The sequence below is a fragment of the Nocardia jinanensis genome (assembly GCF_014645735.1).
In the GTDB taxonomy this organism is placed as follows: domain Bacteria; phylum Actinomycetota; class Actinomycetes; order Mycobacteriales; family Mycobacteriaceae; genus Nocardia; species Nocardia jinanensis.
Map to the genome: position 1 here is coordinate 296,226 of NZ_BMMH01000005.1, position 24,053 is coordinate 320,278.

Annotated in this window: 23 protein-coding genes; 11 read left to right on the plus strand and 12 right to left on the minus strand. The window is 66.6% G+C overall.

The annotated features are described in order from the left end of the window. Positions 1-400, plus strand: a 400-nt coding sequence (locus IEY68_RS36210; protein WP_229718786.1) for an NAD(P)H-dependent flavin oxidoreductase, incomplete at its 5' end; no start/stop codon positions are given. A gap of 89 nt (positions 401-489) precedes the next feature. Here IEY68_RS36210 and IEY68_RS14710 read toward each other — a convergent pair. Beyond that, positions 490-1,251, minus strand: coding sequence for an SDR family NAD(P)-dependent oxidoreductase (locus IEY68_RS14710; protein ID WP_062997549.1), 762 nt, complete (start codon positions 1,249-1,251; stop codon positions 490-492). An 82-nt stretch (positions 1,252-1,333) separates the two neighbouring features. Next, entirely contained in the window at positions 1,334-2,059 is a 726-nt protein-coding gene (locus IEY68_RS14715; protein WP_229718787.1) for a FadR/GntR family transcriptional regulator, read from the minus strand. Positions 2,060-2,338: 279 nt separating this feature from the next. Here IEY68_RS14715 and IEY68_RS14720 point away from each other — a divergent pair, with 279 nt between their 5' ends. From IEY68_RS14720 to IEY68_RS14730, 3 genes are all read left to right on the plus strand, one after another. Beyond that, positions 2,339-2,992 (plus strand): hypothetical protein, encoded by a 654-nt coding sequence (locus IEY68_RS14720; protein WP_062997545.1) that lies wholly within the window; start codon positions 2,339-2,341, stop codon positions 2,990-2,992. Between the two features lie 76 nt (positions 2,993-3,068). Then, positions 3,069-5,369: an ATP-binding protein gene (locus IEY68_RS14725; RefSeq protein ID WP_062997543.1), complete on the plus strand. Its 2,301-nt coding sequence runs from the start codon at positions 3,069-3,071 to the stop codon at positions 5,367-5,369. A 282-nt stretch (positions 5,370-5,651) separates the two neighbouring features. Continuing rightward, positions 5,652-6,416 carry a crotonase/enoyl-CoA hydratase family protein gene (locus tag IEY68_RS14730; protein WP_062997541.1) on the plus strand — a complete coding sequence of 255 codons (765 nt, stop codon included), beginning with the start codon at positions 5,652-5,654 and terminating at the stop codon, positions 6,414-6,416. A 52-nt stretch (positions 6,417-6,468) separates the two neighbouring features. On the opposite strand, the gene IEY68_RS14735 is transcribed toward IEY68_RS14730, so the two are convergent. The 6 genes from IEY68_RS14735 to IEY68_RS14760 all read right to left on the minus strand — a co-directional run bounded on the left by IEY68_RS14735 (position 6,469) and on the right by IEY68_RS14760 (position 13,066). After that, a complete protein-coding gene (locus IEY68_RS14735) occupies positions 6,469-7,461 on the minus strand; it encodes a VOC family protein (RefSeq protein WP_189094284.1) in 993 nt (330 codons plus the stop codon). A gap of 375 nt (positions 7,462-7,836) precedes the next feature. After that, positions 7,837-9,012 carry an acetyl-CoA hydrolase/transferase C-terminal domain-containing protein gene (locus IEY68_RS14740; protein ID WP_062997537.1) on the minus strand — a complete coding sequence of 392 codons (1,176 nt, stop codon included), beginning with the start codon at positions 9,010-9,012 and terminating at the stop codon, positions 7,837-7,839. A gap of 4 nt (positions 9,013-9,016) precedes the next feature. Further along, positions 9,017-10,180, minus strand: coding sequence for an acyl-CoA dehydrogenase family protein (locus IEY68_RS14745; RefSeq protein WP_229718788.1), 1,164 nt, complete (start codon positions 10,178-10,180; stop codon positions 9,017-9,019). A 93-nt stretch (positions 10,181-10,273) separates the two neighbouring features. Beyond that, complete coding sequence (locus IEY68_RS14750) at positions 10,274-11,416, minus strand: thiolase family protein (protein ID WP_062997533.1); 1,143 nt, start codon at positions 11,414-11,416, stop codon at positions 10,274-10,276. Between the two features lie 23 nt (positions 11,417-11,439). Beyond that, positions 11,440-11,871, minus strand: a complete 432-nt coding sequence (locus tag IEY68_RS14755) for a Zn-ribbon domain-containing OB-fold protein (protein WP_062997531.1) — start codon at positions 11,869-11,871, stop codon at positions 11,440-11,442. Positions 11,872-11,926: 55 nt separating this feature from the next. Continuing rightward, positions 11,927-13,066, minus strand: coding sequence for an acyl-CoA dehydrogenase family protein (locus IEY68_RS14760; RefSeq protein WP_062997529.1), 1,140 nt, complete (start codon positions 13,064-13,066; stop codon positions 11,927-11,929). Positions 13,067-13,480: 414 nt separating this feature from the next. On the opposite strand from IEY68_RS14760, the gene IEY68_RS14765 reads away from it, so the two are divergent. From IEY68_RS14765 to IEY68_RS14780, 4 genes are all read left to right on the plus strand, one after another. Beyond that, positions 13,481-14,122 (plus strand): TetR/AcrR family transcriptional regulator, encoded by a 642-nt coding sequence (locus IEY68_RS14765; protein WP_189094285.1) that lies wholly within the window; start codon positions 13,481-13,483, stop codon positions 14,120-14,122. A gap of 87 nt (positions 14,123-14,209) precedes the next feature. Further along, on the plus strand, positions 14,210-15,010 hold the full coding sequence (locus IEY68_RS14770) for an enoyl-CoA hydratase/isomerase family protein (protein ID WP_062997527.1): 801 nt from the start codon (positions 14,210-14,212) through the stop codon (positions 15,008-15,010). Continuing rightward, a complete protein-coding gene (locus IEY68_RS14775; RefSeq protein WP_062997525.1) occupies positions 15,007-16,179 on the plus strand; it encodes an acyl-CoA dehydrogenase family protein in 1,173 nt (390 codons plus the stop codon). Before IEY68_RS14770 ends, IEY68_RS14775 begins: the two co-directional genes overlap by 4 nt. Next, a complete protein-coding gene (locus IEY68_RS14780) occupies positions 16,176-17,108 on the plus strand; it encodes an acyl-CoA dehydrogenase family protein (RefSeq protein ID WP_229718789.1) in 933 nt (310 codons plus the stop codon). Before IEY68_RS14775 ends, IEY68_RS14780 begins: the two co-directional genes overlap by 4 nt. A gap of 149 nt (positions 17,109-17,257) precedes the next feature. On the opposite strand, the gene IEY68_RS14785 is transcribed toward IEY68_RS14780, so the two are convergent. The 4 genes from IEY68_RS14785 to IEY68_RS14800 all read right to left on the minus strand — a co-directional run bounded on the left by IEY68_RS14785 (position 17,258) and on the right by IEY68_RS14800 (position 21,391). Beyond that, the gene (locus IEY68_RS14785; protein ID WP_062997521.1) at positions 17,258-18,229 is read right to left on the minus strand and encodes a VOC family protein; all 972 of its coding nucleotides are present in this window, start codon (positions 18,227-18,229) and stop codon (positions 17,258-17,260) included. Next, positions 18,226-18,852, minus strand: a complete 627-nt coding sequence (locus IEY68_RS14790; protein WP_229718790.1) for a cysteine hydrolase family protein — start codon at positions 18,850-18,852, stop codon at positions 18,226-18,228. Before IEY68_RS14790 ends, IEY68_RS14785 begins: the two co-directional genes overlap by 4 nt. Before the next feature lie 382 nt (positions 18,853-19,234). Next, entirely contained in the window at positions 19,235-20,380 is a 1,146-nt protein-coding gene (locus IEY68_RS14795; protein WP_062998021.1) for an acyl-CoA dehydrogenase family protein, read from the minus strand. Positions 20,381-20,479: 99 nt separating this feature from the next. Further along, complete coding sequence (locus IEY68_RS14800) at positions 20,480-21,391, minus strand: SDR family oxidoreductase (RefSeq protein ID WP_062997519.1); 912 nt, start codon at positions 21,389-21,391, stop codon at positions 20,480-20,482. Between the two features lie 250 nt (positions 21,392-21,641). On the opposite strand from IEY68_RS14800, the gene IEY68_RS14805 reads away from it, so the two are divergent. From IEY68_RS14805 to IEY68_RS14815, 3 genes are all read left to right on the plus strand, one after another. Next, positions 21,642-22,814: a thiolase family protein gene (locus tag IEY68_RS14805; protein ID WP_062997517.1), complete on the plus strand. Its 1,173-nt coding sequence runs from the start codon at positions 21,642-21,644 to the stop codon at positions 22,812-22,814. A gap of 8 nt (positions 22,815-22,822) precedes the next feature. Continuing rightward, positions 22,823-23,761: a TIGR03619 family F420-dependent LLM class oxidoreductase gene (locus IEY68_RS14810; RefSeq protein ID WP_062997515.1), complete on the plus strand. Its 939-nt coding sequence runs from the start codon at positions 22,823-22,825 to the stop codon at positions 23,759-23,761. Between the two features lie 76 nt (positions 23,762-23,837). After that, complete coding sequence (locus IEY68_RS14815; protein ID WP_189094286.1) at positions 23,838-24,014, plus strand: hypothetical protein; 177 nt, start codon at positions 23,838-23,840, stop codon at positions 24,012-24,014. Positions 24,015-24,053: the final 39 nt, after the last annotated feature.

Here is a 24,053-nt window from a genome sequence, read left to right on the forward strand (position 1 = left end):
GGACGGCATCAATATGGGCACCCGTTTCATGGCGACCACCGAGGCGCCCATCCACGACAACGTCAAACAGCAGATCGTCGCCAATACCGAGCGCGACACACTGCTCGTCTTCCGCGAGTTCCACAACTCCGCGCGCGTGGCCCGCAACAGCATCTCCGAGCAGATCGCCGAGATCTCGAAGCGGCCGGGCGCCACCTTCGCCGATATCGCCGCGCTCGCCTCCGGCGCCCGTGGTCGCGCCGAAGTCCTCGGCGCGGGCGACCTGGAAGGCGGACTGTGGTGGGCGAGCATGGCGCAGGGCCTGATTCACGAGGTCGCCGACTGCGCCGACGTGGTCACCTCGATCATCGACGACGCCACGGAGATCATCAGCAAACGCCTGCCGGCACTGGTCAGCTGAGCAGAGTCAGCGCAACGGCAACCCGCCCGCGTCGTCCACATCATTGCCGGTGGACGACGGGGCGAGTCCGCCGACGCTGAACGGGCCGCCTACCGCGGGGTGAAGCGCTGCGCACCGTCGAGACGGATCGTCTCGCCGTTGAGGTAGGGGTTCGTGAGGATGTGCTGCACAAGTGCCGCGTACTCCTCCGGCTTGCCCAGCCGCTGCGGGTTCGGAATATTGGCCGCGAACGCTTTCAGCGCATCCTCGCCGACCGACTCCATGATCGGCGTGCGCATGGTGCCCGGCGCGACCGTGCACACCCGGATCCCGAGGGGCCCCAGGTCACGGGCCGCAACCAGGGTCATCCCCACCACACCCGCCTTCGCGGCCGAATACGCGATCTGTCCGATTTGGCCTTCATAGGCCGCGATGCTGGCCGTCAGCACCACCGCGCCACGCTGCCCGTCACCGTCGGGCTCGTTCTGCGCGATGGCGGCGGATGCGAGCCGGAGCACGTTGTAGCTTCCGGTGAGGTAGAGGTCGATGGTCTTGGTGAACGGCTCGAGCGACGCCGGAGCACCGCCGCGACCGACAACCTTCTCCGGCTTTCCGTAGCCGCCGTGAGCGACGACAGCGTGCCGGAAGGTGCCCAGCTCACGGGCCGCATCGATGGCCGCCTGGACGCTCGCCTCATCGGTCACGTCGGTACGCACATAGCGGGCGTCGGCCCCGAGTTCGTCGGCCAGTTTCCCGGCGCGGTCATCGGAAAGGTCCGCGATCACCACCGCACCGCCGTCTGCCACGATCCGGCGTACCGCGGCCTCTCCGAGACCACCCGCGCCACCGGTCACCAGGGCAACACTCTTCATGGATCCACATCTCCTTTGCAGACATAATAATCTAACTAATTATGCCATAGGGCGGGAGAGGTGGACACGCGAACCCGCTGCTTCACGACAGCACGTCGAGCACCGACTCGTCCGGGTTCTCGATCATGAACTCCTTGACCCGGGACAGATAACGGCGCCAGAAGGTCACCGCGTTGTCGACGTCTCTCTCCCGGATGAGCCGGATCAGCTTGCCGTGCGCGCGATGCGCTGCGACGGTGGTGGACTCCGCCGCCGCGTCGCCGCGATGTTCCCGGGCGAACTTCTCTATATGCCGGGCGATGATCGCGGAGACGATACTCAACAGGACACTCATCGTCTGATTGCCGGCCGACTGCACCAGCAACCGATGGAATTCGATCTCGTACTGCCCGAAGCCGGGAGCGTCGTCGAGCAGAGCCTCGCCTTCGGCGTACTTTTCCTCGAGAGCGCGCAGCTGCGCCGCGGTCCGTTTACGAGCGACCACAGCGAGCACCGAGGATTCCAGGAGAACACGGGCCTCGTGCACGTCCGCCAGGGTCGTCCGGCGGTACTGCAACAGGGTGCCGGCATACCGTGCCGCCGTGCCGACGTCCGGCAGCAGCACGCGCGCGCCACCGCGCGCACCACGCCGAACCTGGATCATCTGCTCCGATTCGAGGATTCGAAAACCCTCGCGCAGCGTGGGCCGGGAGACGCCGAACCGTTCCATCAGCTCGGTCTCCGGCATCAGCGGGTCGCCTTCGCTCAGCTCCCCGGTGATGATCTGCCTCCGCAACTGCGCGGCGACCAGCTCCCCCGCCTTCGGCACACGTACGACGGTCGGCCTCTCGCTCGGCGACATGGGCTCCCCCTCGGTCCTGGATTCGGTTACCTGATATCACTTGTATCACCGATCAGGACCGGAACCCCGCGCTCGAAGCCCGGCTGTAGCCGATGTCACGGCGGCAACCGATCAGATGACGGAAGCCGAAAGCTCCTCACCGCCGACTCCAGGTTTTGCGTAGGTACGTACGTATCTCTCCCGACGCCATCCTCCAGTGTCGTGCGTCACAGTATCGGCACGGGTATCGAAGCAAAGGAGCTCACCATGACCGGACAGATCGAGCGCACGAGGGCACTCCGACTCGGGAGGACGGATGTGTCCGGTCTGTCCCGGTTTCCCACGACCGCCTGCCTCGGTACGCCGTATTCATGTCCCCAGTGCCAGGGCTGCGCCACCGACTGCGCGAACTGCGAGATCTGCCTGGACGGCGAGTGCGAACGGTGTGCGCCACCCGACCTGACCCCGCGTACCGCGGGTATGCTCCTGATTTCCTGCCAGTACCTCGCCGCAGAGGTCCGCGCGAGCATATTGCGTGGGACCCGCCCCGTATTCCTCTATCACCTCGCTCGCACCTTCGACACCCTCGCCGACTCGCTCTCGCACGGCGAGCGCCCCGCGCCCCACACGCCGGCGGAGCAACTCTGCCTGCACACAGCTATCGACTACGCGCGCGAACTGGCCTGCACCTACGGTGAGCAGCATGTCGAACACCTGGCTATCAGCACCTACGACTACAACTTCCCCCGCTTGTTCGACACGCTGCTGCCCGACGACGAGCACGAACCACTGGTCGAGCTGGCGCAGACCGGCGCCGACGGCGCTCTGCCGTGGAATTTCGCCGCGCTCGGCGACCTCTTGACCGGCAACGCGATGAGCACGCTGTTCGCACCGTTCGAGGTCGGCGACCGCGTCGCGTGATGGCCCTGGCCCCCTTGTACCCAACTTGGCTCGGAAAGCCGGATGAGGGCGGGGAACAGGTGTATAAACTGACGGCATGGGCGCTCCTGCGAGATCACTGGGACCGTCCGGTGAACTACCAGCAGACCTGACCAGTTTCGTCGGCCGTCGCAGTGAACGTACTCGGATCAAACTACTGCTGTCCGAATCCAGGCTGACCACGCTGAGTGGTTTCGGCGGCGTCGGTAAAACGCGGCTCGCCCAGCGAGCCGGTGCGGACCTGCATCGGGCATTCGCCGATGGGGTCGTTTTCGTCGACCTCGCTGCCATCACCGATCCGACGCTGCTGCCCGACACGGTCGCCGCGGCATTCGGATTCCGTACCAACGCCTCGGACTCTTCGGCCGATTATCTGGTCGACCAGCTCCGGACCCGCAATGCCCTGATCATCCTGGACAACTGTGAACATCTGGTCGACGCCTGCGCGCAGCTGGCCGACACCCTGCTGCGTACCGGACCCGCGGTCCACATCCTGGCGACGAGCAGGGAACCACTCGCCATCGCAGGCGAAACCGTATTGCCGATAGCACCCCTGACGGTGCCTCCCGCGGATACCGGGCAGATGACCGAATACGAGTCGGTCACGCTTTTCGTCGAACGTGCCCGCGCCGCGGTGCCCGGCTTCCGGATCACCGACCACAACCGGCAGGACATCGCGGAGATCTGTCGCCGTCTGGACGGAATACCACTCGCTCTAGAACTGGCCGCCGTACGGCTGCGCGGGCTGACCCCCGCGCAGCTGGCCACCCTGCTCACCGATCAATTCCACCTGATGAACACCGGCAGCCGCGCCGGTCCCGACCGGCAGAGAACCCTGCGGAACTGCCTCGAGTGGAGTTACCGGCTGTGCTCCCCCGCCGAACGCAGATTGTGGGCTCGGGCCGCGGTCTTCTCCGGCGGGTTCGAACTCGACGCCGTCGAAGCGGTCTGCGGCGACCCCGACGACCCCCACGTCTTGGAAACCTTGCTGTCGCTCGTCGAGAAATCGATCGTCATCGGCGAGGAGATCGATGGCCGGATGCGCTACCGCATGCTGGAGGTGATCCGGCAGTACGGCACACAAGTGCTCCGCGACGAGGGCGGAGAACGCGCCGTACGCCTCCGCCACCGCGATTTCTTCGCCGGTCTCGTCGACCGCTCGGACCGCGAGTGGAGCGGCGCGGACCAGCGCGCATGGATCGCGCGCATGCGCCGCGACCACGCGAACCTGCAAACCGCGCTGAGCCTCTGCGCGGCCGAGCCCGACGCCGAAATCGGGCTGCGGATCGCGGGCGGCCTGCGTGACCACTGGATCAATCTCGGCGCCCTGAGCGAGGGCACCTACTGGATCGAGCAGTTCCTGCAGTCCGGCCCCGGTTCTGCGAAGACCCGAATATTCGCCATGCGGACCGCGGCGTGGACGGCGCTGATCGCCGGCGACACCACACGCGCCCGGGCGTGGATCGATGACGGTCTCCAGGCCGACGGCGGCTCAGCCGAAACGGTTACCGCCTTCGACAGTCTGTCTTCGCTGTACTGGATATTCACGGGTGACTACGAGCGGGCGCTCACGGACGGTCACGAAGCGCTCGAGGTCGCCCGGCGATCCGGGAACGTCTACGATGTTCTCGCCGATATGACGTTGATCCAGATAGCCCACTTCTGCCTGGGCGAGATGGACCAGTCCCTACGGTGGCATGCGGAATGCCGGCGCTGCGCCCAGGAGGTGGACGACACCTGGTACATGTCCTACAGCTACTGGTTCGCCGGTCTCGCCCTGTGCACGCAAGGCGACGTCACCGCAGCCACCGCCGTCCTGCGTCGCAATCTGCAGCCCCAGTTGGGCACGGAGAACACCTACGGCGTCACCCTCGGTATAGAAGCGCTGTCCTGGGTGCGCGCCACCGTGGATCCGCGCGAAAGTGCTGTCCTGATGGGAATCGCGTCCACTCGGTGGCGTTCCATAGGTGTATCCGTGGAGAGTGTGTCCCTGCTGGCGGGCCGCCACACCGAGTGCGGGAATCGGCTGCAGGCGGAACTCGGTGCCGAAGGCTTCACCTCGCTCATGGCGGAGGGCGCTCGGCTGGGCCTCGCCCAGGGGGCGGAAACGGCCTTGGGACGATCGCCGGGCGAAGTCCCCGCACAGGACCGGTCGGCCGCCTCTACCGCGACGTCGCTCACCCGCCGCGAACGTGAGGTCGCCCAACTGGTCGGCCGGGGAATGTCCAACCGGGAAATCGCCCACGCGCTCGTGATCGCGCAGCGCACCGCCGAAACACATGTCGAGCGCATCCTCACCAAACTCGGTTTCACCTCGCGGACACAGATCGCGGCATGGCTGGCCGACCAGCAGCAGTAAACATGACGCAGCTCGTCCGGTCGCCACATTCGGTGCCGCGCCGGAGCTGATATCCGAAGAACTTCGCGAAATTCTCGTCGTTGATCGGCTCACGATCATGCACGGCCGCATCCCGCAAGACACCGAGACGTCTCTCCGGTCGCTCGAGCTCCTCGTCCCTGTGCAACGGCGGCCGCGCACCCGCCCGACCGGCGACAAGATAGTTGGATAATATTAATATTTGCCGACACCGCTCGTTCGTTGCGATCGGTAACCCAGAACCCTGCGAGAGAGGTACCTCCGATGTCCGAGCCAGTGCTGGTCGAACAGCGCCACCGCATCCAGATCATCACGATCAATCGACCGGACGCACGTAACGCCATCGACGCGGCAGTGGCCAAAGGTATTGCCGACGCCCTCGACGAACTCGACGCACGCAAGGATCTGTCCATCGGCATCCTCACCGGCGCGGGTGGCACGTTCTCCGCCGGTATGGATCTGAAGGCCTTTCTGCGAGGCGAAGATCCGACACTGCCCGGCCGGGGACTCGCCGGGATGGCCGAGGCGCCGCCGCGCAAGCCCATGATCGCCGCCGTGGAAGGTTACGCCCTGGCCGGTGGCTGCGAACTGATGCTGGCCTGCGATCTCGTGGTCGCCGCCGAGAATGCGAAATTCGGCCTGCCCGAGGTCAAACGCGGCCTGGTCGCCGGTGCGGGCGGCCTGCTGCGCCTACCGCGGCGGATCCCCCAGCAGCTCGCCCTGGAGTACGCGCTGACCGGCGATTTCTTCACCGCCTCCGACGCCCATCGATTCGGCCTGATCAACCGGCTCACCGAACCCGGCGAAGCACTGAACGCCGCCGTCGAACTGGCCGAGAAGATCACCGCAAACGCGCCGCTGGCCGTCACCGCCACCAAGGAGATCATCACCCGGTCCTCCGACTGGACCAGCGATATCGCCTTCGCCCGGCAGTCGGAGATCATGAGCCCCGTCTTCACGTCCGCCGACGCGCGGGAGGGCGCCCAGGCGTTCGCCGAGAAGCGCAGCCCGGTCTGGCGCGGCGAGTAGCTACTTTCACCGACCGGGTGCGGAGCCGATCGGTCCCGCACCCGGTCTTTGTTCATCGCCGGATCCGGCAGAAATTCCGCGAATCTCGAACGGCCTTGCCGCCGGTGCGGGCGCGGGGCCCACCACTGGGGAGACCGACCAACTCCACCCCGATTCCGTCGGGATCGCGCAGAAACAGCACGTCGGCACTGCCGAGTCGCGTTGCCGGCATCTGCACGAACGTGGCCCCGGGAATATCCGGCCAGACGGGATCGAGCCTCGCGGGCGCTCGCACCGGATCGTCGACACCCAACGCGATGCGGCACAACCCCCGGCTTTCGCCCGCCACCGGGTCGGCCTCCACCGGAGCCGGATGTTCCCACCAGCACAACTCCAGCGTCACCGAGGGATCGTCCGGCAGCGCCAACGACGAGCACAGCAGCGCCGCAGCGGGGAAACCTAGCGCGGCGGCATCGATATCCAGTCGCCGCGGGGTGCCCTTGGCACGAAAACCCAGTCGCGCATACCACTCGATCGACGCTTCCAGGTCCGAGCAGTTGATCCGAATATGCGAGAATCTCGTCCCGCCCACCGATCCGTCGGCAGCGGCCACCTCCACCGAAACACCGTCCGGACCGGTCAGCCGGAGTACCCGCCGGGACTCGCCGGCCAGATGCCATCTGGGCAGCACCGCCGCCTGCCAACCGGCCCCGATCGCGCGCTCGTACACCACGCCGATATCGGGCACCAGGTAGCCGACCGCCGCGCATCCGACTCGATGCGGCTCAACAGAGAACTCCGCACGTTCCGCAGGGGTACGCCACTGCAGTATTTCCAGTGCCGGCGCCGAGCACGGACCCCGGTGGTCGTAGAGGAAGGAGGCGTCGGCGATCGGCCGACCGTCGAATCCGAGCGCACGAGCCTCCCGAAGCCCTGCCGAGAACTCCCTTCCCGGGGATAGTTCGAGCAAGTCGCGATACAACGGCACCGCCGTTCCCGAGTCGGCGGTGTGCACGCCGGCGCCCAGCACGCTGCGCACCTGTACGGGGTAGTAGGTCGGACGCACGAGTAGGCCTCCATCAGGCGACGTTCCGGAGATGATGCGGGAGACACCGGTCATCGGTCGGATCACCGCGCCGCAATCGAGCCGCGACGAGCACAGGCCCCAGGCAATCCTTCCGGCTCGGACAACCGTTGACCGCCCCACCGGAGAGGCGCTGAACGGATGTCACGTCGACAAATCATAGTATAAATAGTGATCTAAATGATCTATTCGGATGAACCACTGCCGAAGCGGTCGACGAGTACGAGGTGTGCGGTGACCGACGTGACTTTTCTGGAAACTTCCCGATATCGCGCTGAGAAGCCCGGTGTGGATTCACTTCCACACCGGGCTTTCGTTCTCTTCTCCGCTTGCGCTCCGGCTGCCGGCCGCCGGAAATCAGACCTCCCGTACTCCGGCCGGGCCCCAGGCCGCCAGTAACGCCTCGGTGCGTTCGGCGCGATCGAGCCCTCGCAGATCGGCGACACCGTGCTCGGTGACGACTACGTCGACATCATGGGCCGGTGTGCTCACGGGCCGCGACAGCCGCGGCACCAACGTCGATCGCCCACGATGCGTGGTGGTCACCGCGATGATGCTGAGCCCACCCACGGAACGGGCGGCGGCGGCCGCGTAATCGGGGTGTCCGCCGATCCCTCCGACGATCGCCTTCTCGGTGCCCTCGACGTTCACCTGTCCGTCGATATCCAACTCCACCGCGGTATTGACCGCGAACAGCGGCGAGGCACTCAACCGCCCGAGGTCGTGGGTGACCTCGACCGGATGCAGGAGCTCGCGTCCCTCGGCCCAGGCCCGCAGCCGCGGACCGCCCGCCAGATAGGTGGTGATCGGGGTGTCGAGCAGCAGGCCGCGGGCGTCGAGATCCACGACGGAATCGGGCAGCAGGCCCGAATCGAGCCGTACGGGCACGGTCAGCTCGCGCAACACGGTGGCGCCGAGCGCACCCGGCCCGACCTGCAGGCGGGCGCCGGCCGGGATGTACGCCAGCAGACGCTCGACCATCCGCTCGATCTCCGCGGTAGCGGGCTGTTCGGGCATATCCAACGGCGGGTCGTCGGTCTCGCCGACCACATACACCCGGTCCGGCGGCAGTACCGGCCCGGTCGCGCAGGACGGCGCGCCCCGCGACACCAGGGCCGCGATCCGCGCACCGGCTGCGACCGCGCTGTGCTGCCAGGAGATCTCATTGCCGAATCGGAATCCCTCGGGGGTCTGCACGACCGAGGCCACCAGCACATCGGGACGGAGGGGTCCGTGCAGCAGCGCGGGAGTGGCAGACAGGCGGACCGGGACCGACCGCACCCGGCCGGCGGCGACCGGCGTACGTAACCCCCAGCCCGGCATAAAGGTCCGGGCATCCGCGAATTCCGCCGCGTCCAGTTCCGGGTCCGCTTCCGGGACCCAACCCAATACCAGCCGCAGATCGCCGAGTTCGGCCGCCACCGCCGTCAACTCACGCGACAGCGCCCGTGGCGCGCCGAATCCGTCTCCGACGGCGACGGTGTCACCGGCTCCGACAAGCGTGGCGAGCGTCGCCGTCCTCGTTGGTGTCACAGCGTCATCCGTCTTTCCGGACCGGTTCACGGGGCAGCCCGAGCACACGCTCCGCGAGAATGTTGCGCTGAATTTCGCTGGTGCCACCAAGGATTGTCTGAGCGCGCGCCACCAGCATCTTGCGCGCCAGTGCGTTGTCACGGAAGTCGGCTGTCACGTCGAGCCCCAGCACATCGACGGCGAGATCGCCGAGATCGCGGTGGGTTTCCGAACTCATCACCTTCAGCACCGAGAAGGTCGGCGAATCCAGCGAGGAATCGTCATAGACGGCGCGCAGCCAGGTCGCACGCAACAGCCAGATCCGGGTCCACAGGGAGACGAACTCGTCGCCCAGCAACGGGGTGATCCGATCCCGTTGCGCCGCGGCGGCGATCATCGCCTCCAGATCGGAGAACATCGACACCGACTGCGCCCCGAGGGAGAGACGTTCGGTGCCCAGTGTCGCCGTGGCAACCGCCCAGCCCTGCCCGACCGCACCGAGCCGGTATTCGTCCGGCAGCCGCACACCGGCGAAGAACACCTCGTTGAACTTGCTCTCGTCGTCCATCTGCCGGATGGGCCGCACCTCGATCCCGGGCAGGTCCATCGGCACGATGAACGCGGTCAGCCCCTTGTGCCGCTCCGGCCCGGTCCGCGCGATCAGCAGACCGTAGTCCGCGGCGGCTGCCGCACTGGTCCAGATTTTCTGTCCGTCGATCACCCAGCCGTCGTCCTGGGCGACCGCCCGGGAACGCAACGAAGCCAGATCCGAACCGGCCTCCGGCTCGGAGAACAGCTGGCACCAGAGGTGGTCACCGAGCCGGATGGGCTCGAGGTACCGTGCGCGCTGTGCGTCGGTGCCGTACCGCATGATCACCGGGGCGGCCAGATTCGTGCCGACGATGCCGAGTTGTTTCGGCACGCCGGCTCGGGCGGTCTCCTCCGCGAACACGGCCTGCTCCATGATGGACGCGTCCCGGCCGCCGTATTCGACCGGCCAATGCAGGCACGAATACCCCGCGTCGGCGAGCAGACGCTGCCAGGCACGCCCGGCGGGCACATCCTCGACGGTCGGGGTGGGGCCGTAGTCCCGCAGCCCCTCGGGCCGGGGCGCCGACTCCAGCCAGGCACGTAATTCGCTGCGGAACTGCGCCGGATCGGCCGTCTCCTGCACGCCTGATCCTGTCACACTCACTCCTCATCGGTTCTCGGATGTACTGCTGCCGGCGGTACGGACCACACCCCCCGGAAGCAAGGAAACGGGGCGGGGTTCCTCCGCTGCCTACCGCGAGAGAATGGTGACCCCCGCGGTGCCCGGGGACCCGTACAGCTGGGCGTAGCCCACCCGCGGATCGCCCGGGACCTGACGGTCACCGGCCCGGCCACGCAACTGGGTGACCAGTTCGTAGATCTGCCGCAGCCCCGACGCGCCGACGGGCTCGCCGTTGGCGAGCAGGCCACCGTCGGTGTTCACCGGGATACGCCCACCGATCTCGGTCGCTCCCTCGGCGAGCAACTTCTCCTGCTCCCCGTCCTCGCAGAACCCGTTCTCGGCCATATGGATGATCTCCGAACCGGCGTCGGTGTCCTGCAACTGCGCGATATCGACATCCTCGGGGCCGAGACCGGCCTGCTCGTACGCCGCCTGGGAGGCATCCACCGTCGGGCTCGGCACCGAGTCCACCGGCAGCGAGGGGGTGAGCAGTTCGAACGCGCCCAGCCGACGGCTGCGCAGCGCCGACGCGCGGATGTAGACCGGCGTATCGGTGTACTTGCGCGCTTGATCGGCACGGCACACGATGGCCGCGGCGGCACCCTCGTCCGGCGCGCAGTACATGTACTGCGTCAGCGGATAATTGAGGATCTGAGATCCGAGGATCTGGTCCTCGGGGATGGGCTTGCGCCGCCACGCGTTGGGATTGGCCGCCCCGTTGCGGAACGCCTTCGCCGCGGCCCGGGCCAGTGTCCGGTCACTGATGCCGTGATCGTGCATATAACGGTTGATCTTCATTCCGAAGAAATGGGTGGTCAGGAACAGGCCCGCCTCCCCGTACCAGCCCGGCAGACCGGCGACCGACGGATCCGCGGCGAAGGCACCGCGCGGGTGCTTGTCCAAGCCGATGGCGATCGCCAGATCGTGCTCACCGCTGGCTACGGCATTCGCCGCCATCGCGAGTGACGTCGCGCCGGTGGCACACCCGTTGAGCACTGCGCGGGCCGGCATCCCGGTCAATCCGAGCAGGCCGACCACGGCTTCGGGATTGGTTATCTCCATGCTGCCGGCGAAGGCGGTCCCGATGTCCTTCCACTCCACAGCGGCGTCCGCCAACGCGGCGCGTACCGCGTCGGCGCCCATCTCCAGAGCCGACTTTCCTTCGTAACGACCGAACGGGTGCAGGCCGATGCCTACGATCGCGACGTCCATTGCATACTCCTCGGGAATGGTTCTCAGCCGACCGGCCGGAACGCGTAGATCATCGTCTGGGAGTCGTCCCCGGCAGCGCCGAAGGGAACGACGACCAGTTCCATCTCCTGGCCGATCGAGAGCTTGTCCGGGTCCGGTTCGGTGAGCCGGGCCTCGACCATCAGTCCGCCGTCCAATTCGACATACCCGACCGTGAACGGTTCGAAGGTCTCCGCGGTGTCACCGCCGGCGTACGGGGGTGCCGGTGGGCGGAAACGCTGAGTGGTGAAGGTCCACAACGTCCCTCGGCGTGGTAGTTCGTAGGCTTCCGTCGTCCCCGAGAAACAGCGGAGGCACCGCTGCTTCTTCGGGAATTCCACGAAACCGCACTCGACGCATTTCCCGGCGATCAGCGCCGGATTCTCCGACGGCCACGTGAAAAGGCCTTCGGCGAGCGGAACCTGTTTCTGGGGCATGGCGACTCGCCCTCCTTCCCAGGGTTCGGCACGCCGAAGCCCTGACTGTTACGGATCAACTGATGATCTGTCCGGCACCGGACAGCGCTGGGACTCGCCGGGCGAGTACCGACCGGTGATGGGCCGGCGAGCCGAACTGGACCTCACTGCTCTTGGCGCGTTTGTAGAACAACTGCGCCGGGTGTTCCCAGGTGAAGCCGATCCCACCGTGGATCTGGATGTTCTCCGTCGCGCATGCGCTGTACGCGGTGGAGCACACGCTCTTGGCCAGCGCCGCCAGCATGTCCTGTTCGGGATCGTCGGCGTCGACGGCGTCGGCCGCGAAACGGGCCGCCGACCGCGCGGATTCGACCGCGACGAGCATATCCGCGCATTTGTGCTTGATGGCTTGGAACGATCCGATCGGGCGCCCGAACTGCTGCCGCGTCGACGCGTAGCCGACCGCCATTTCCAGGACGCGCTCGGCGCCGCCGACCTGTTCGGCGGCCAGCGCCACCGCGGCCCGGTCGAGCACCCGCCGCAGCACCGGCCAGCCGTCGCCGGGCCCCGCCAGCAACTGGGCCGGAGTATCCCGGAACTGTACTGTGGCCTGCCGCCGGGTCGGGTCCAGGACATCCTCCGGCGTCCGTTCTATATCGGCACCACCGTCCACCACGAATAGGCCGACACCCTCCGGCAATCGGCCCGCGACCACGAGCACATCGGCTATCGCACCGTCGAGCACATGACGTTTGCGCCCGGCCAGCCGATACCCGGCACCGTCGTGCCGCGCGGCCAGCTGGATCGAGTCTTCGTCCCAGCCCTCGCGATCCTCGGTGATCGCCAGCGTGCCGACTGTTTCCCCGGTGGCGATACCGGGCAGCCATTCCCGGCAGGCATCGTCGTTGCGTGCGGCCAGCAGCGCACCGGCGAACAGCACCACGCTGCTGAAGAACGGCCCACACAGCAGCGCGCGTCCCATCTCCTCGAGTACCGCGCACAGATCGACGAACCCGGCGCCGAGACCGCCGTACTCTTCCGGAATCACCAGTCCGTGCAGGCCGATCTGCTGGGCCATGACACGCGCCAGCTCGTGGTCGTACCCCTCGGAACTCTCCATCGCTCGGCGTAGATCAGCCTCGGACCCTCTGTCCTGCAATAGTTTCCGGACCGTAGCAGCCAACTCCTGCTGCTCGGCTGTGCGTGCGCCGTACACCCGGGTTCCTCCTTCGCTCGAAGAATCGTCTTGCGGGACAATTCGCGATCGGCCGGAGCGTTCATACCCGGCCTCGGCTCGACTCCGGCGCCGGCCGGCTCCGCCTCGGGGAACTCGCGTACCACGCGCAGCGTCGACCTCCCCTCCGGCCCGAGTTCGGCCGCGCGCAGACGCACCCCCGAACCATGATCGCCTGCAATCCGCGCCCCAGTCCCCGAGCACGCGAGAGCAGTCACGCCGATCTCACCCTCTCCGCACAATCAGAATATTACGATGAATAATATATCTAATTGTTGAGAGAAATCCAAGGCACTACGATCCAGCGATCCGTACAGAGTTGACGGAACTGTACAGCTCCTGGTCATGACATGTATCCCACCCACGTGAAACCAGATCTTCTAGACTGGTCACACCATGGAGGACTCCGACGCCACAGCACTCGACACCCGCGATAGCTCCCACGAGGCGCCGATCGCCGAGGACAAACTCGGCGCGCGCGCGATCCGTACCCGCAACGCCATCCTCGAGGCATCCAAGCAACTGTTCCTCGAACGCGGCTACGCCGGTACCCGCATCAACAACATCACCGATGCCTGCGGTATCTCACGGGCCGGCTTCTACACGTACTTTCGCGATAAGCGGGAGATCTTCGACGTCCTGGGTGAGACGACTTACCGCGAACTACTGGACTTGGTCGCGGAATGGGACACGGTACCCAGTGCCGCCGCCCGCGCGGATATCGAACGCTGGGTGGGGGCCTATTTCGATTTCATGGACCGCCACGGCGCCTTCGCCATGTCCGCACATTCGGGCCCTGACGACGAGGAGGTGCGCGCGGCGAGCGCTCGAATGCAGATGCGGGTGATCTGGCTACTCGGCACGGCGCTGCGCAACCGGCAGAACCGGCCGACCGACGCGCCCGAGGCGCTCGGACTGGCTGTGCAATCAATGCTCGAGCGGGCCTGGTTCCTGGTCCACACGAGCCGCCTTCCGGTATCGCGCGCCGACGTCGTCGGCGCCATCACCGACTCCGTCATGGCTACCCTGACGAACTGACAGATCACCCCGGTTGAACCCTACTTGACATATTCGTCAAATAGCGCTGTGATGAATTCCGACAAGGGATACATCAGAGGGAGAGCCATGCACAATCCGTTCGAACCGGAGCTGCTGATCGAATCCAAGGGTGCGGTCAGGCTCGTCACCCTCAACCGCCCGGAAGCGCTCAACGCCACCAACGAGGCCCTGCACGATGCACTTATCGCGGTCTGGCCGTACCTGGCCAAGGACCCCGAGGCCCGGGCGGTGGTCCTGACCGGAGCAGGTCGCGCGTTCAGCGCCGGTGGCGATTTCGAGCATTTCGTGGAGTTGTGGGACGACCGCGCGGCGCGGCGCAAGGAGATCGATGCGGCGGGACAACTTCTGCACGCGATGATCGATTTCCCACTGCCGGTGGTCGCCGCGGTCAACGGCGCGGCCGTCGGCTTGGGCTGTAATCTCGCCGTATGCAGCGATATCGTCCTGATGGCCGAGAGTGCGTTCGTAGCGGACCCGCACGTCGGCGTCGGACTCACCGCCGCCGACGGTGGTGCGCCGACCTGGCCACTGCTGATGGGCATGCTACAGGCCAAGGAGTATCTGCTCACCAGTGAACGGATCCCGGCGCCGAAAGCGGTCGAGCTGGGGCTGGCCAACCGAGTCGTCGCCGACGGCGACCTGCTCGAGGAAGCGCTGCGGGTCGCGGACAAGCTGGCAGCGCAGCCGCCACAGGCGCTGCAGAGCACCAAGCGGGCGCTCAATATGCATATGAAACGGGCGGTCGCAGGCGTGCTGGAGTACGCGCTGGCCGAGGAATTCGCCTCGTTCGACAGTCCCGAGCACCAGCAACTCGTGCGTTCATTCCTGGAGCGGTCGCGTAAGCGTGCCGCGGCGGGGCAGCCGTGACCGGCGGTTTCGCCACCGACCTCACCGCCTATCGGACGGCGCTGCGCGAATACCTGTCGGGCGACGAACTGGGCGACTGGAGGTCCCGGCACTACTCGACCACCGAAGAGCGGATCGCCCACCACGCCCTCCTGATGGGCGAGCTGTATCACGGCGGTTGGAACCGATACGGCTGGCCGGTCGAGGCCGGCGGCCTGGGCGGGGACGAACGCCATCGCGCCGTGCTCTACGACGAGCTCGCCGCTGCGGGATTGCCTGTTCCCACCCCACATCTGTTGCTCGAGACCCTCGGCCCGCCGACCATCCGATTCGCACCCGCGCTGGCTGCGGAATACCTCCCGAACTATCTGCGCGGCGGCGAATGGTGGGGTCAGGGCTTCTCCGAACCGGAGGCGGGCAGCGATCTCGCGTCACTGCGCTGCCGAGCCCGCCGCGACGGCGACAACTATATCCTCGACGGACAGAAGATCTGGACCAGTCACGGCGCCACGGCAACCAGGCTGGTGTGCCTGGTGCGCACCGGTAGCCCGGAATCGCGGCATCGCGGGCTGTCGATGATCATGGTCGATGCCGATACGCCCGGTGTATCGCGGCGGCCGATCTCCTTGGCCAGCGGCGCCAACGAACTCGCGGAGATCTTCTTCGACAACGTCGTCGTGCCCGCCTCCCGGCTGATCGGGGAAGAAGGCCAGGGGTGGGCGGTCGCCATGTATCTACTGCAGTACGAACGCGCGATGTACGCGTGGCTGTCCGCTGCGGAGGCGTCGCGCCGACTGCGTGAGCTGTGCGCGCAGATCGGCAGCGAAGTCGAAGAAGGCCGGCGGCTACCCGGCGATGCCCTGGCGCGGATCGGCGACTGCCACGCCCAACTCGTCGCTCTGCGCGCCCGTAGCGCCGCTACCGTGCGCAAACTCGCCGCCGGCGAAACAGTCGGCCCCGAGGCCAGCGTCGACAAGGTGCTGCTGGCCACGGCGGAAATCGCGCTGTACGACCTGAGCCGGGATCTGCTCGGCCCGGACTTCCTCTTCGCACCCACCGGCGCGGCCGACGAATGGCGCGGCGAGTGGTGGTACAGCCGCTCGGCCACGATCCTCGGCGGCTCCGCCGAGATCCAGCGAACCATCCTCGCCGACCATGTGCTCGGCCTGCCCAAGGAGGCCGCTCGATGACCATGGCCACTTCCGGTCTCGATCCGGCAGCGATCGAACTGTTGTCCGGCACCCTGCGCGAGGTATTCGCCGACCAGGCGGGACAGCAGGATCCCGAGGCCGCGCTCCACGAACTGGGCTGGGACGACGTTGTTTCGACCGATCCCGCCGTGGCGATCGACCTGCTGTTCAGCGAACACGGGCGGGCGCTCGCGGCATCACGGCTACTGGACACAGTAGTGCTCGAGGCGCTGGCGCCGGCACTACCCGATCCCGCAGCGAAACGTGCGGTGCTCTACTGCTCCCCCCGTATCGCCCTGACGCTCGGACCGTCGGACGAGATCGGTGAACTCGTGGCCATCGATGGCGCGGGAACCGTCCGGTTGCTCCCTACCGACTCGATCACCCTGGAACCCGTACGCGGATTCGACGACGCCGCCCGATGGTTCCGGGCCGGCAACCTGCCCGCTACGGGCGAAGTACCGGTGGGCGACGCCGGCGGGCGGGCTGTCGCCGCCGCTCGGCGTGCACTCTGCGCCGAAATCCTCGGCGCCTGCACCGCGGCGCTCGAACTGGCCACGGCCCATACGAGCGCCAGGGTCCAGTACGGCCGCCCGCTGGCAAGCTTCCAAGCGGTCCGGCACCGGCTCGCGGAATCCTACGTTGCCATCGAGGGCGCGCGAGCGACACTGCAGCTCGCCTGGACCGACGGAAGCAATTCCGCCGCGCTGCTGTCCAAGTTGCGGGCGGGTCGCGCGCAGGCCGAGGTCATGCGACACGTCGTACAAGTATTCGGCGCCATGGGCCTCACCCGCGAACACGACGTGCACCGCTACGTCACTCGTACCGCGGCACTCGACCAACTGCTCGGCAGCCACACCGACCTCGCCGAGGAGATGGGCGCCGCGCTGCTGGAAGGCACCGCGCACACACCGGCGATCACGCTCTGATCCCGAATCACGCAAACCCCCGGCCCATTACGGCGAGCCGGGGGTTTCGCATAGGTAAGGCGCGGCCGATGCCATTCGCCGGTGACCGGAGCTACCTCGCCGTCGAATCTATCGCCGGATACGATGACTCGCTATCGACCGATGTCGATTCATCGTGGCTCCTGGGGACGCCGCATGGTCTCTCGTGGCCGCTCCACCAGTTCGACCACTCCCCCATCGGGATCGGCAAGGAACAGCACTTCGAATCCACCGGTCGGGATATCGGGCATGGCGAACACCACCGGTTCCGGAACCGTACCGTGCGCACCGCTGTCGACCAGCGAGTTGTACGCCTCGCGGACGTTGTCGACGGCGAGCGCGATTCGATACAGCCCCTGAGTGTTCGCCGCCCGCGGAGTTCCGGAAACGGCCGGAATCTCGACGAACTCCAGCGAGAAGGTCGGGTCCTCGGGCAGGATCATCGACGCGGTCGCCCGACCGTCCACGTCGTCCCGTGACCGCACCTGCCAGCCGATGCCCTCGTACCAGGCGAGGGCGGCCGCCAGATCGGAACAGCGCATTCGTTCGTGGGAAAGCAGCGCGGCCCGGCGTGGATCGGTATCCGCGGGCGCCATTTCGACGACTTCGAACGCCACCCCGTCCGGATCGGCGAAGCGCAACGCCGCGCACTTGCGGCCCCGCACCATGAGTCCGCCCTCGATCGGGACAGGCGAGACCCCGGCCGCGGTCAGGCGCTTTGTGAAATCGGCCAGGGCGGCGACCCGAAAGCCCAGTGCGCTCAGGATCGGCGCGACCATCCCGGGTTCGGCAGGTTCGGTCTGGGGGCGCGACCAGCCGACCAGTTCCAGCGCGGGCGCCGAACGCGGACCGCGGGCATCGAAGAGGAACGAGGTGATGCTGTCGGTGCTGTCCCCCAGCCCCATGGTGGCCGAATCGTCGTCCCTGCTGATCGAGCGCATCCGCGGGTCGAGGCCGAAGATCGCCATATGGAAGGCCGAGGAGCGGTCGACGGCAACCGTATTGAGGTTGCAGTGCAGCACGGCATGCGCATGATGCGGCGCGGCATCACGCTGAGCCGGCGTGCCGGCTCCGGCGGGACCGGTGGCGATTCCGCTACTCATGCCTGCACCACCGTTTCGGCCAGTGCCGTGACCACATCATCGACTGTGGTCAGCCTGCCCAGCATCGACATGGTGTTGCGCAGCACCTGTTCGCCGTACTCCGGGGTGCTGGCTCCCACGGCGTCTCGCACGATCAGCAGCCGGAATCCGTCCTGCCCCAGATCGAGCGCGGTGGCCGGCAACGCGACATTGAGCGATACGCCGGTCAGCAGAACCGTGCGGATACCCAGCGTGCGCAGGTTCGGTGACAGATCGGTGCCCCGGGTGGGCGACAACCCATGACGGCGCGGGATCACCACGTCGGTTTCGTCGAACAGGTCGGGGAGAACCTGCGTGGCCGGATGTCCCGGATGCCACTCGCGCGACCGCGCGGTCGCTTTCCACAGCGGCGCCGACCCGGGGTCGGCATCCGGCCGGATACCTTCGAACGTCGCGTGGACGACCCGGACACCGGCCTTCCGGACAGCCGGCAACAATCGGCCGAGGTTGCGCACGAGTTCCTTCGACTCGGCGGCCAGCGCCGGAAGGATCGAATCCGGCCCGAGCACCCCGTTCTGACATTCGACGCACACGACGGCGGTCGATGCCGGATCCAGGCCGCTGGCCATATTTTTTGACGACATAGTCAGATTATACCCAGTTCACTTCATCGGAAGCCAGATCATCGGGAAAACCGCGTGGCAACTCGGATAAATGCGTGAACATGTGCAGTTGACGATAATGATATATCCGCACCGATATGAGCTGGGATCACGCAGAAGCGCGAGCAGAACCGATCATCGGCTCCACATGCACCGACCGCTGACGAAACAGCCCTTCCCGAGTCGCCCTCGCGGTCAGCCGTGCCATCGGCCCGCCACACTCCCCCGGTGTAGAACCCGCGCCCGCGGAGGCCGCCTCCGGCGACAGATCCACCTGCCGAATGGGGCAGCACACCGAAGCCGAGTCCGATCGTCGATGACCGGACCCGGCCCGCGTGCTCCCCTCGGTCGGCACGGACGGCTGCTAGAAGCCCATACCCCGGCCGACCAGATCCTTCATGATCTCGGTCGTGCCCCCGTAGAGTCGCTGCACCCGCGCATCACGCCACAAACGTGCGACCTCGTATTCGTTCATATAGCCGTAGCCACCGTGCAGCTGCAAGCAGCGATCGGTGATCTCCCACTGCAGCTCGGTGATCCACCACTTCAGGCCCGCCGCCTCCTGCGCGGTCAACTCACCGGCGTTGGCCGCGAGAAGGCACTGATCGAGGTAGACCTGGGCGACATCGAGCTTGGTCTGCATCTCGGCCAGAAAATGGCGATTGACCTGGAAGGTGCCGATAGGCTGCCCGAAGGCTTTCCGCTCCTGAACATAAGCGACGGTCAGGTCGAACACGCGCCGCGCCATCCCTATCGCGTACGTGGCGATACCGAGTCGTTCGGCGGGCAGGTTGTGCATCAGGTGGTAGAAGCCGCGGTTCTCCTCACCGATCAGGTTCTCCACCGGCACCCGGACATCGTCGAAGAACAACTCGGCGGTATCCGCCGACCACTGTCCGATCTTGTCGAGTTTGCGGCCACGCCGGAACCCGGGGGTCGTCGTCTCCACGGCGATGAGACTGATGCCTTTGCGCCCGGCCGCGGGGTCGGTCTTGGCTGCCACCATCACCAGGTCCGACAGCAGCCCGTTGCTGATGAACGTTTTCGAACCGTTGATGACGTAATGGTCGCCGTCACGTTTCGCAGTGGTCTTGATGCCGGCCACATCCGAGCCCGCCGCCGGCTCCGACATACCGATCGAGGTGACGATCTCGCCGCTGGTGAACCCGGGCAGCCAGCGCTTCTTCTGTTCCTCGGTGGTCAGATCGCCCACGAGATACGAGGCCATGATGTCGTTCTGTATGCCGAGCCCGATACCGACCGAACCGGTGCCGAACATCTCCTCGCTGACGATACTGTTGTAGCGATAGTCCTTGATGCCCAGCCCGCCGTATTCCTCCGGCGCCTCCCAGCCGAGCAAACCGGCCTGTCCGGCTTTGCGCCAGGCTTCGCGGCTGACTTTGCCGTCCCGTTCCCATTCCTCGGTGTACGGAGCGCATTCACGCTCGAAGAAGGCCCGAGCCGTTGCCCGGAACTGATCATGATCGGAGGTAAAGATGTTCCGCCGCATCGGCTTTTCCACCACTTCCCGTCGTTGGTTTCCGTTTCAGCTGTTCCCGGCGGACTCGGATGGCCGGGCGAAGAGCACGCACCCGTTCGCCCGCGCTTCTCAGCTGCCGGGCCGTAGACCGGCGGTCCGGGTGCGGAAGAGATCCGTCGCCACGAGGGATCCGAGCTTGCTCGCGTCCCAGTAGGCGCCCCCGTTGGGGATCTTCGCCGCCACCTCCCAACCGGACATCAGGGCGAGATATTCGCCGGTCACCCGAAAGACCTGTCCGCTGATATGACCGGCCTCCGGACTCGCCAGCCAGGCCACCACCGGCGCTGCCAGCGCCGGATCGAGCGGATCGAACTCACCGGCGGCGCGCTCGTCGGCCTCCAGTACGGGGCCGTCGATCACGCCACTGGCCAGGCGGGTCGCCGCGACCGGGCTGATCGCGTTGACCGTCACACCGATACCGGCGAGCTCCAAGCTCAACGTCTGCGTCAGCGCGACGAGGGCAGCCTTGGCCGGACTGTAGTTCGACTGTCCGAAATTGCCCTGCAGGCCCGCACCGGAGGTGGTGTTGACGATCCGTCCGTAGACAGACCCGTCGCCTGCCTTTGCGGCGGCACGCCAGCGCTTGGCAACAGCCCGACCGGCGAGCCAGCTCCCGCGCAAGTGCACCCGCAACACGAGGTCGAAATCCTCGACGGACATATTCCAGATCGCCCTGTCCCGGACGATGCCGGCGTTGTTGACCACGATGTCCAGGTGTCCGAACTCGTCGAACGCGCGCGCCACCATCGCCTCGACCTGCGCTTCGTCGCCGACATCGCCGTAGTCGGCGATCGCCGTGCCGCCCCGTTCCCGGATGATCTCGACCACACGATCGGCGTCGCGGCCCTGCCCCTCACCGGAAGCCGACGAGCCCAGATCGTTGACCACCACGCTCGCACCGCGCGCGGCCAGTTCCAGGGCGTGTGCCCGGCCGATACCGTGTCCCGCGCCGGTGACGAGCGCCACCCGTCCGTTCAGCAATGCTCTGTTCTCCTTGGTGTGGGCACGTCCACGACGGAACGTATCTCGCGTATCTCGCCGAAGGTCACCGATACCGCCCGTCCGGCGACCACGGACTCCCGGATCGTAACCGAATTATATAACTAGTTCAACTACTAATACGTTGCTCACGCTAATAACTTTTACGTCATCTTATATAATTTGTTGTACTCTTTTGAGGATTCTGTCACCGTACGCGGCGGTACCGAGCCGCCAAACCTGGGAGCTGATCGTGCCTGAAGCAGTCATCGTGGCCGCCTGCCGAACCGCCATCGGAACATCGTTCAAGGGAACCCTCAGCCGGACCCCGGCCGGCGATCTCGCCACCACTGTGGTGGAGGAAGTGGTGCGGCGGTCGACGCTTCCCGTCGAGGTATTCGACGATCTCGTTCTCGGCGAGGTGATGCAGGGCGGTGGCGACCTCGCCCGCTACGTCGCATTGACCGCGGGCCTCCCGTCGGTCTCGGGTCTGGCCCACCAGCGTCAATGCGCCTCCAGCCTGTCCGCCGTACAGACCGCGGCGGCCGGTATCCGGGCCGGTATGGACAACGCGATCATCGCCGGTGGTGCCGAATCCATATCCACCGCGCCGAAGATGTTCCAACAGCTTCCGGACAGCGACGAACCGGTCCGGTGGATGCCGCCCTCGCATCCGGCGACACCGGAGACTCCCGCCGACGATATGTCGATCACGGTCGGGTGGAATACCGCGCGACTGGCCGGAATCTCACGCGAGGATATGGACGCCTGGGCGTTGCGCTCCCATCAGCGCGCCGTCGCGGCGATCGACGCGGGTCATTTCACAGACCAGATCGTCCCGGTCGAGGTAGCCGGCCCGGACGGCAACAAGGTGCTGTTCGAGGTCGACGAACATCCGCGCCGAAACACCACGCTGGAGCGGCTGGGCGGCCTGAAGCCGCTGCATCCGGAGATCGACGGGTTCAGCATCACCGCCGGCAATTCCTCCGGTATCAACGATGCGGCCGCCGCACTCGTACTCACCTCCGACACCCTCGCCGCCGAACGCGGCCTGAGCCCGCTCGGTGTCGTCCGTTCCTGGGCCTCGGTCGGCGTCGATCCCCTCCGGACCGGCCTGGCACCGATCGAGGCGATTCCGAAGGCCCTGAAGCGCGCCGGCCTCAGCCTCTCGGATGTCGCCTTGTTCGAGATCAACGAGGCCTTCGCCGCAGTCCCGATCGCCGCCTGCCGAGAACTGGATCTCGATCCCGAAATCGTCAATATCAGTGGCAGCGGCTGTAGCCTCGGCCATCCGGTGGCCGCCACCGGCGCGCGTATGATCACCACCCTGCTGAGCGATCTGCGGCGACGCGGCGGCGGAATCGGCGTGGCAGCGCTGTGTGCCGGTGGCGGTATGGCCTCGGCCATCGTCGTCGAGACCGTGTGACCGGAGACATGAGCTTGCAATTCACCATCGAATACCCCCTGGAACGGCACGGTTACGTCGCGGAGTTCCGGCAGCCCGGAAATCTCGCCCGGGTGGTCCACGCGGCCGAGGAGGCCGGGTTCGGTGCGATCGCCTTCAGTGAGCATCCCGCGCCGTCCCGGAAATGGCTCGAATCCGGCGGTCACCACACGTTCGACTCCGTCGCCGCGCTGGGATTCTGCGCCGCGGCGAGCACACGGCTGCGTCTGATCACCAACCTGCTGGTACTGCCCTACCGGAATCCATGGCTCAACGCCAAGGCGATGGCCACACTTGATCAACTATCCGCCGGACGGCTCATCGCGATCGCCGGCACCGGCTATCTGAAGTCGGAATTCGCCGCTCTCGGAGTCGATTTCGAGGAACGCAATGCGCTCTTCGACGAGGCGGTCGAATTGATCACCCGAGCCTGGTCCGGCGAGCCGGTGACGTTCGAGGGCCGGCACTTCACCGCACGCGAGCAGCAGCTGCAACCGCCCCCGGTCCAGCCGCACGTACCACTGTGGATCGGCGGCAACAGCAAGCTGTCGCGGCGCCGTGTCGCGAAGTACGGCTATGGCTGGGCACCGATGCTGGGCCGGGGCGGGCCGGCGAACAGCGCCCTGCGGACCGCCGCACTGAACTCCGTCGACGAACTCGCCGCCGCTATCGACGAGGTGCATGCGGACCTGCGGCGCAACAACCGCGATATCGAAACCATCGACGTGCAAGTGGAAGCGCCCGGTGAAACCGCCGCGGGCGGCGTTCCCGAGCTCGGCCGTCACCTGGACGAGCTGGGCGCGCTGGCCGAAGCCGGCGTCACCTGGTCCCTCGTGCATCTGCCCGGTGCGAGCGTCGAGGCCGCGCTCGACGCGATCCGCCACTACGGCGAGCAGGTCATTTCGGTATTCGACGCCGAAGGACGCTGAACCGTTCGGCGCCCAGACCGATATCCGGCCGCCCGTGTCGCATCGCTGTCACCCGAGCTCGTTCCATGGACGTGGCATGCCGACGGCGTTCGAGGTCACGGGCGGCCTCGGCGCCTCCGGCGCTGATGGCGTCGGCGAGGCGAGGCGACCCGATCACCCGTACGTGGACAAGCTGCGGATTGATCCACTCGAGATCCGCGGGGCCCACGCCGAGCCGCTCGGCCGTGCCGGGACGATAACGCTTTCAGCGTGATTTCCCGGCCGGATGCGAGAATCTCCGTGTGCTCCAGGA

Excerpts from the sequence above, each read along its gene's own strand:
- IEY68_RS14710 (WP_062997549.1), bottom strand. The coding sequence starts at position 1,251 with ATGAAGAGTGTTGCCCTGGTGACCGGTGGCGCGGGTGGTCTCGGAGAG.
- IEY68_RS14720 (WP_062997545.1), top strand. The coding sequence starts at position 2,339 with ATGACCGGACAGATCGAGCGCACGAGGGCACTCCGACTCGGGAGGACG.
- IEY68_RS14725 (WP_062997543.1), top strand. The coding sequence starts at position 3,069 with ATGGGCGCTCCTGCGAGATCACTGGGACCGTCCGGTGAACTACCAGCA.
- IEY68_RS14730 (WP_062997541.1), top strand. The coding sequence starts at position 5,652 with ATGTCCGAGCCAGTGCTGGTCGAACAGCGCCACCGCATCCAGATCATC.
- IEY68_RS14750 (WP_062997533.1), bottom strand. The coding sequence starts at position 11,416 with ATGGACGTCGCGATCGTAGGCATCGGCCTGCACCCGTTCGGTCGTTAC.
- IEY68_RS14755 (WP_062997531.1), bottom strand. The coding sequence starts at position 11,871 with ATGCCCCAGAAACAGGTTCCGCTCGCCGAAGGCCTTTTCACGTGGCCG.
- IEY68_RS14765 (WP_189094285.1), top strand. The coding sequence starts at position 13,481 with ATGGAGGACTCCGACGCCACAGCACTCGACACCCGCGATAGCTCCCAC.
- IEY68_RS14770 (WP_062997527.1), top strand. The coding sequence starts at position 14,210 with ATGCACAATCCGTTCGAACCGGAGCTGCTGATCGAATCCAAGGGTGCG.
- IEY68_RS14780 (WP_229718789.1), top strand. The coding sequence starts at position 16,176 with ATGACCATGGCCACTTCCGGTCTCGATCCGGCAGCGATCGAACTGTTG.
- IEY68_RS14785 (WP_062997521.1), bottom strand. The coding sequence starts at position 18,229 with ATGAGTAGCGGAATCGCCACCGGTCCCGCCGGAGCCGGCACGCCGGCT.
- IEY68_RS14790 (WP_229718790.1), bottom strand. The coding sequence starts at position 18,852 with ATGTCGTCAAAAAATATGGCCAGCGGCCTGGATCCGGCATCGACCGCC.
- IEY68_RS14795 (WP_062998021.1), bottom strand. The coding sequence starts at position 20,380 with ATGCGGCGGAACATCTTTACCTCCGATCATGATCAGTTCCGGGCAACG.
- IEY68_RS14810 (WP_062997515.1), top strand. The coding sequence starts at position 22,823 with ATGAGCTTGCAATTCACCATCGAATACCCCCTGGAACGGCACGGTTAC.
- IEY68_RS14815 (WP_189094286.1), top strand. The coding sequence starts at position 23,838 with ATGCCGACGGCGTTCGAGGTCACGGGCGGCCTCGGCGCCTCCGGCGCT.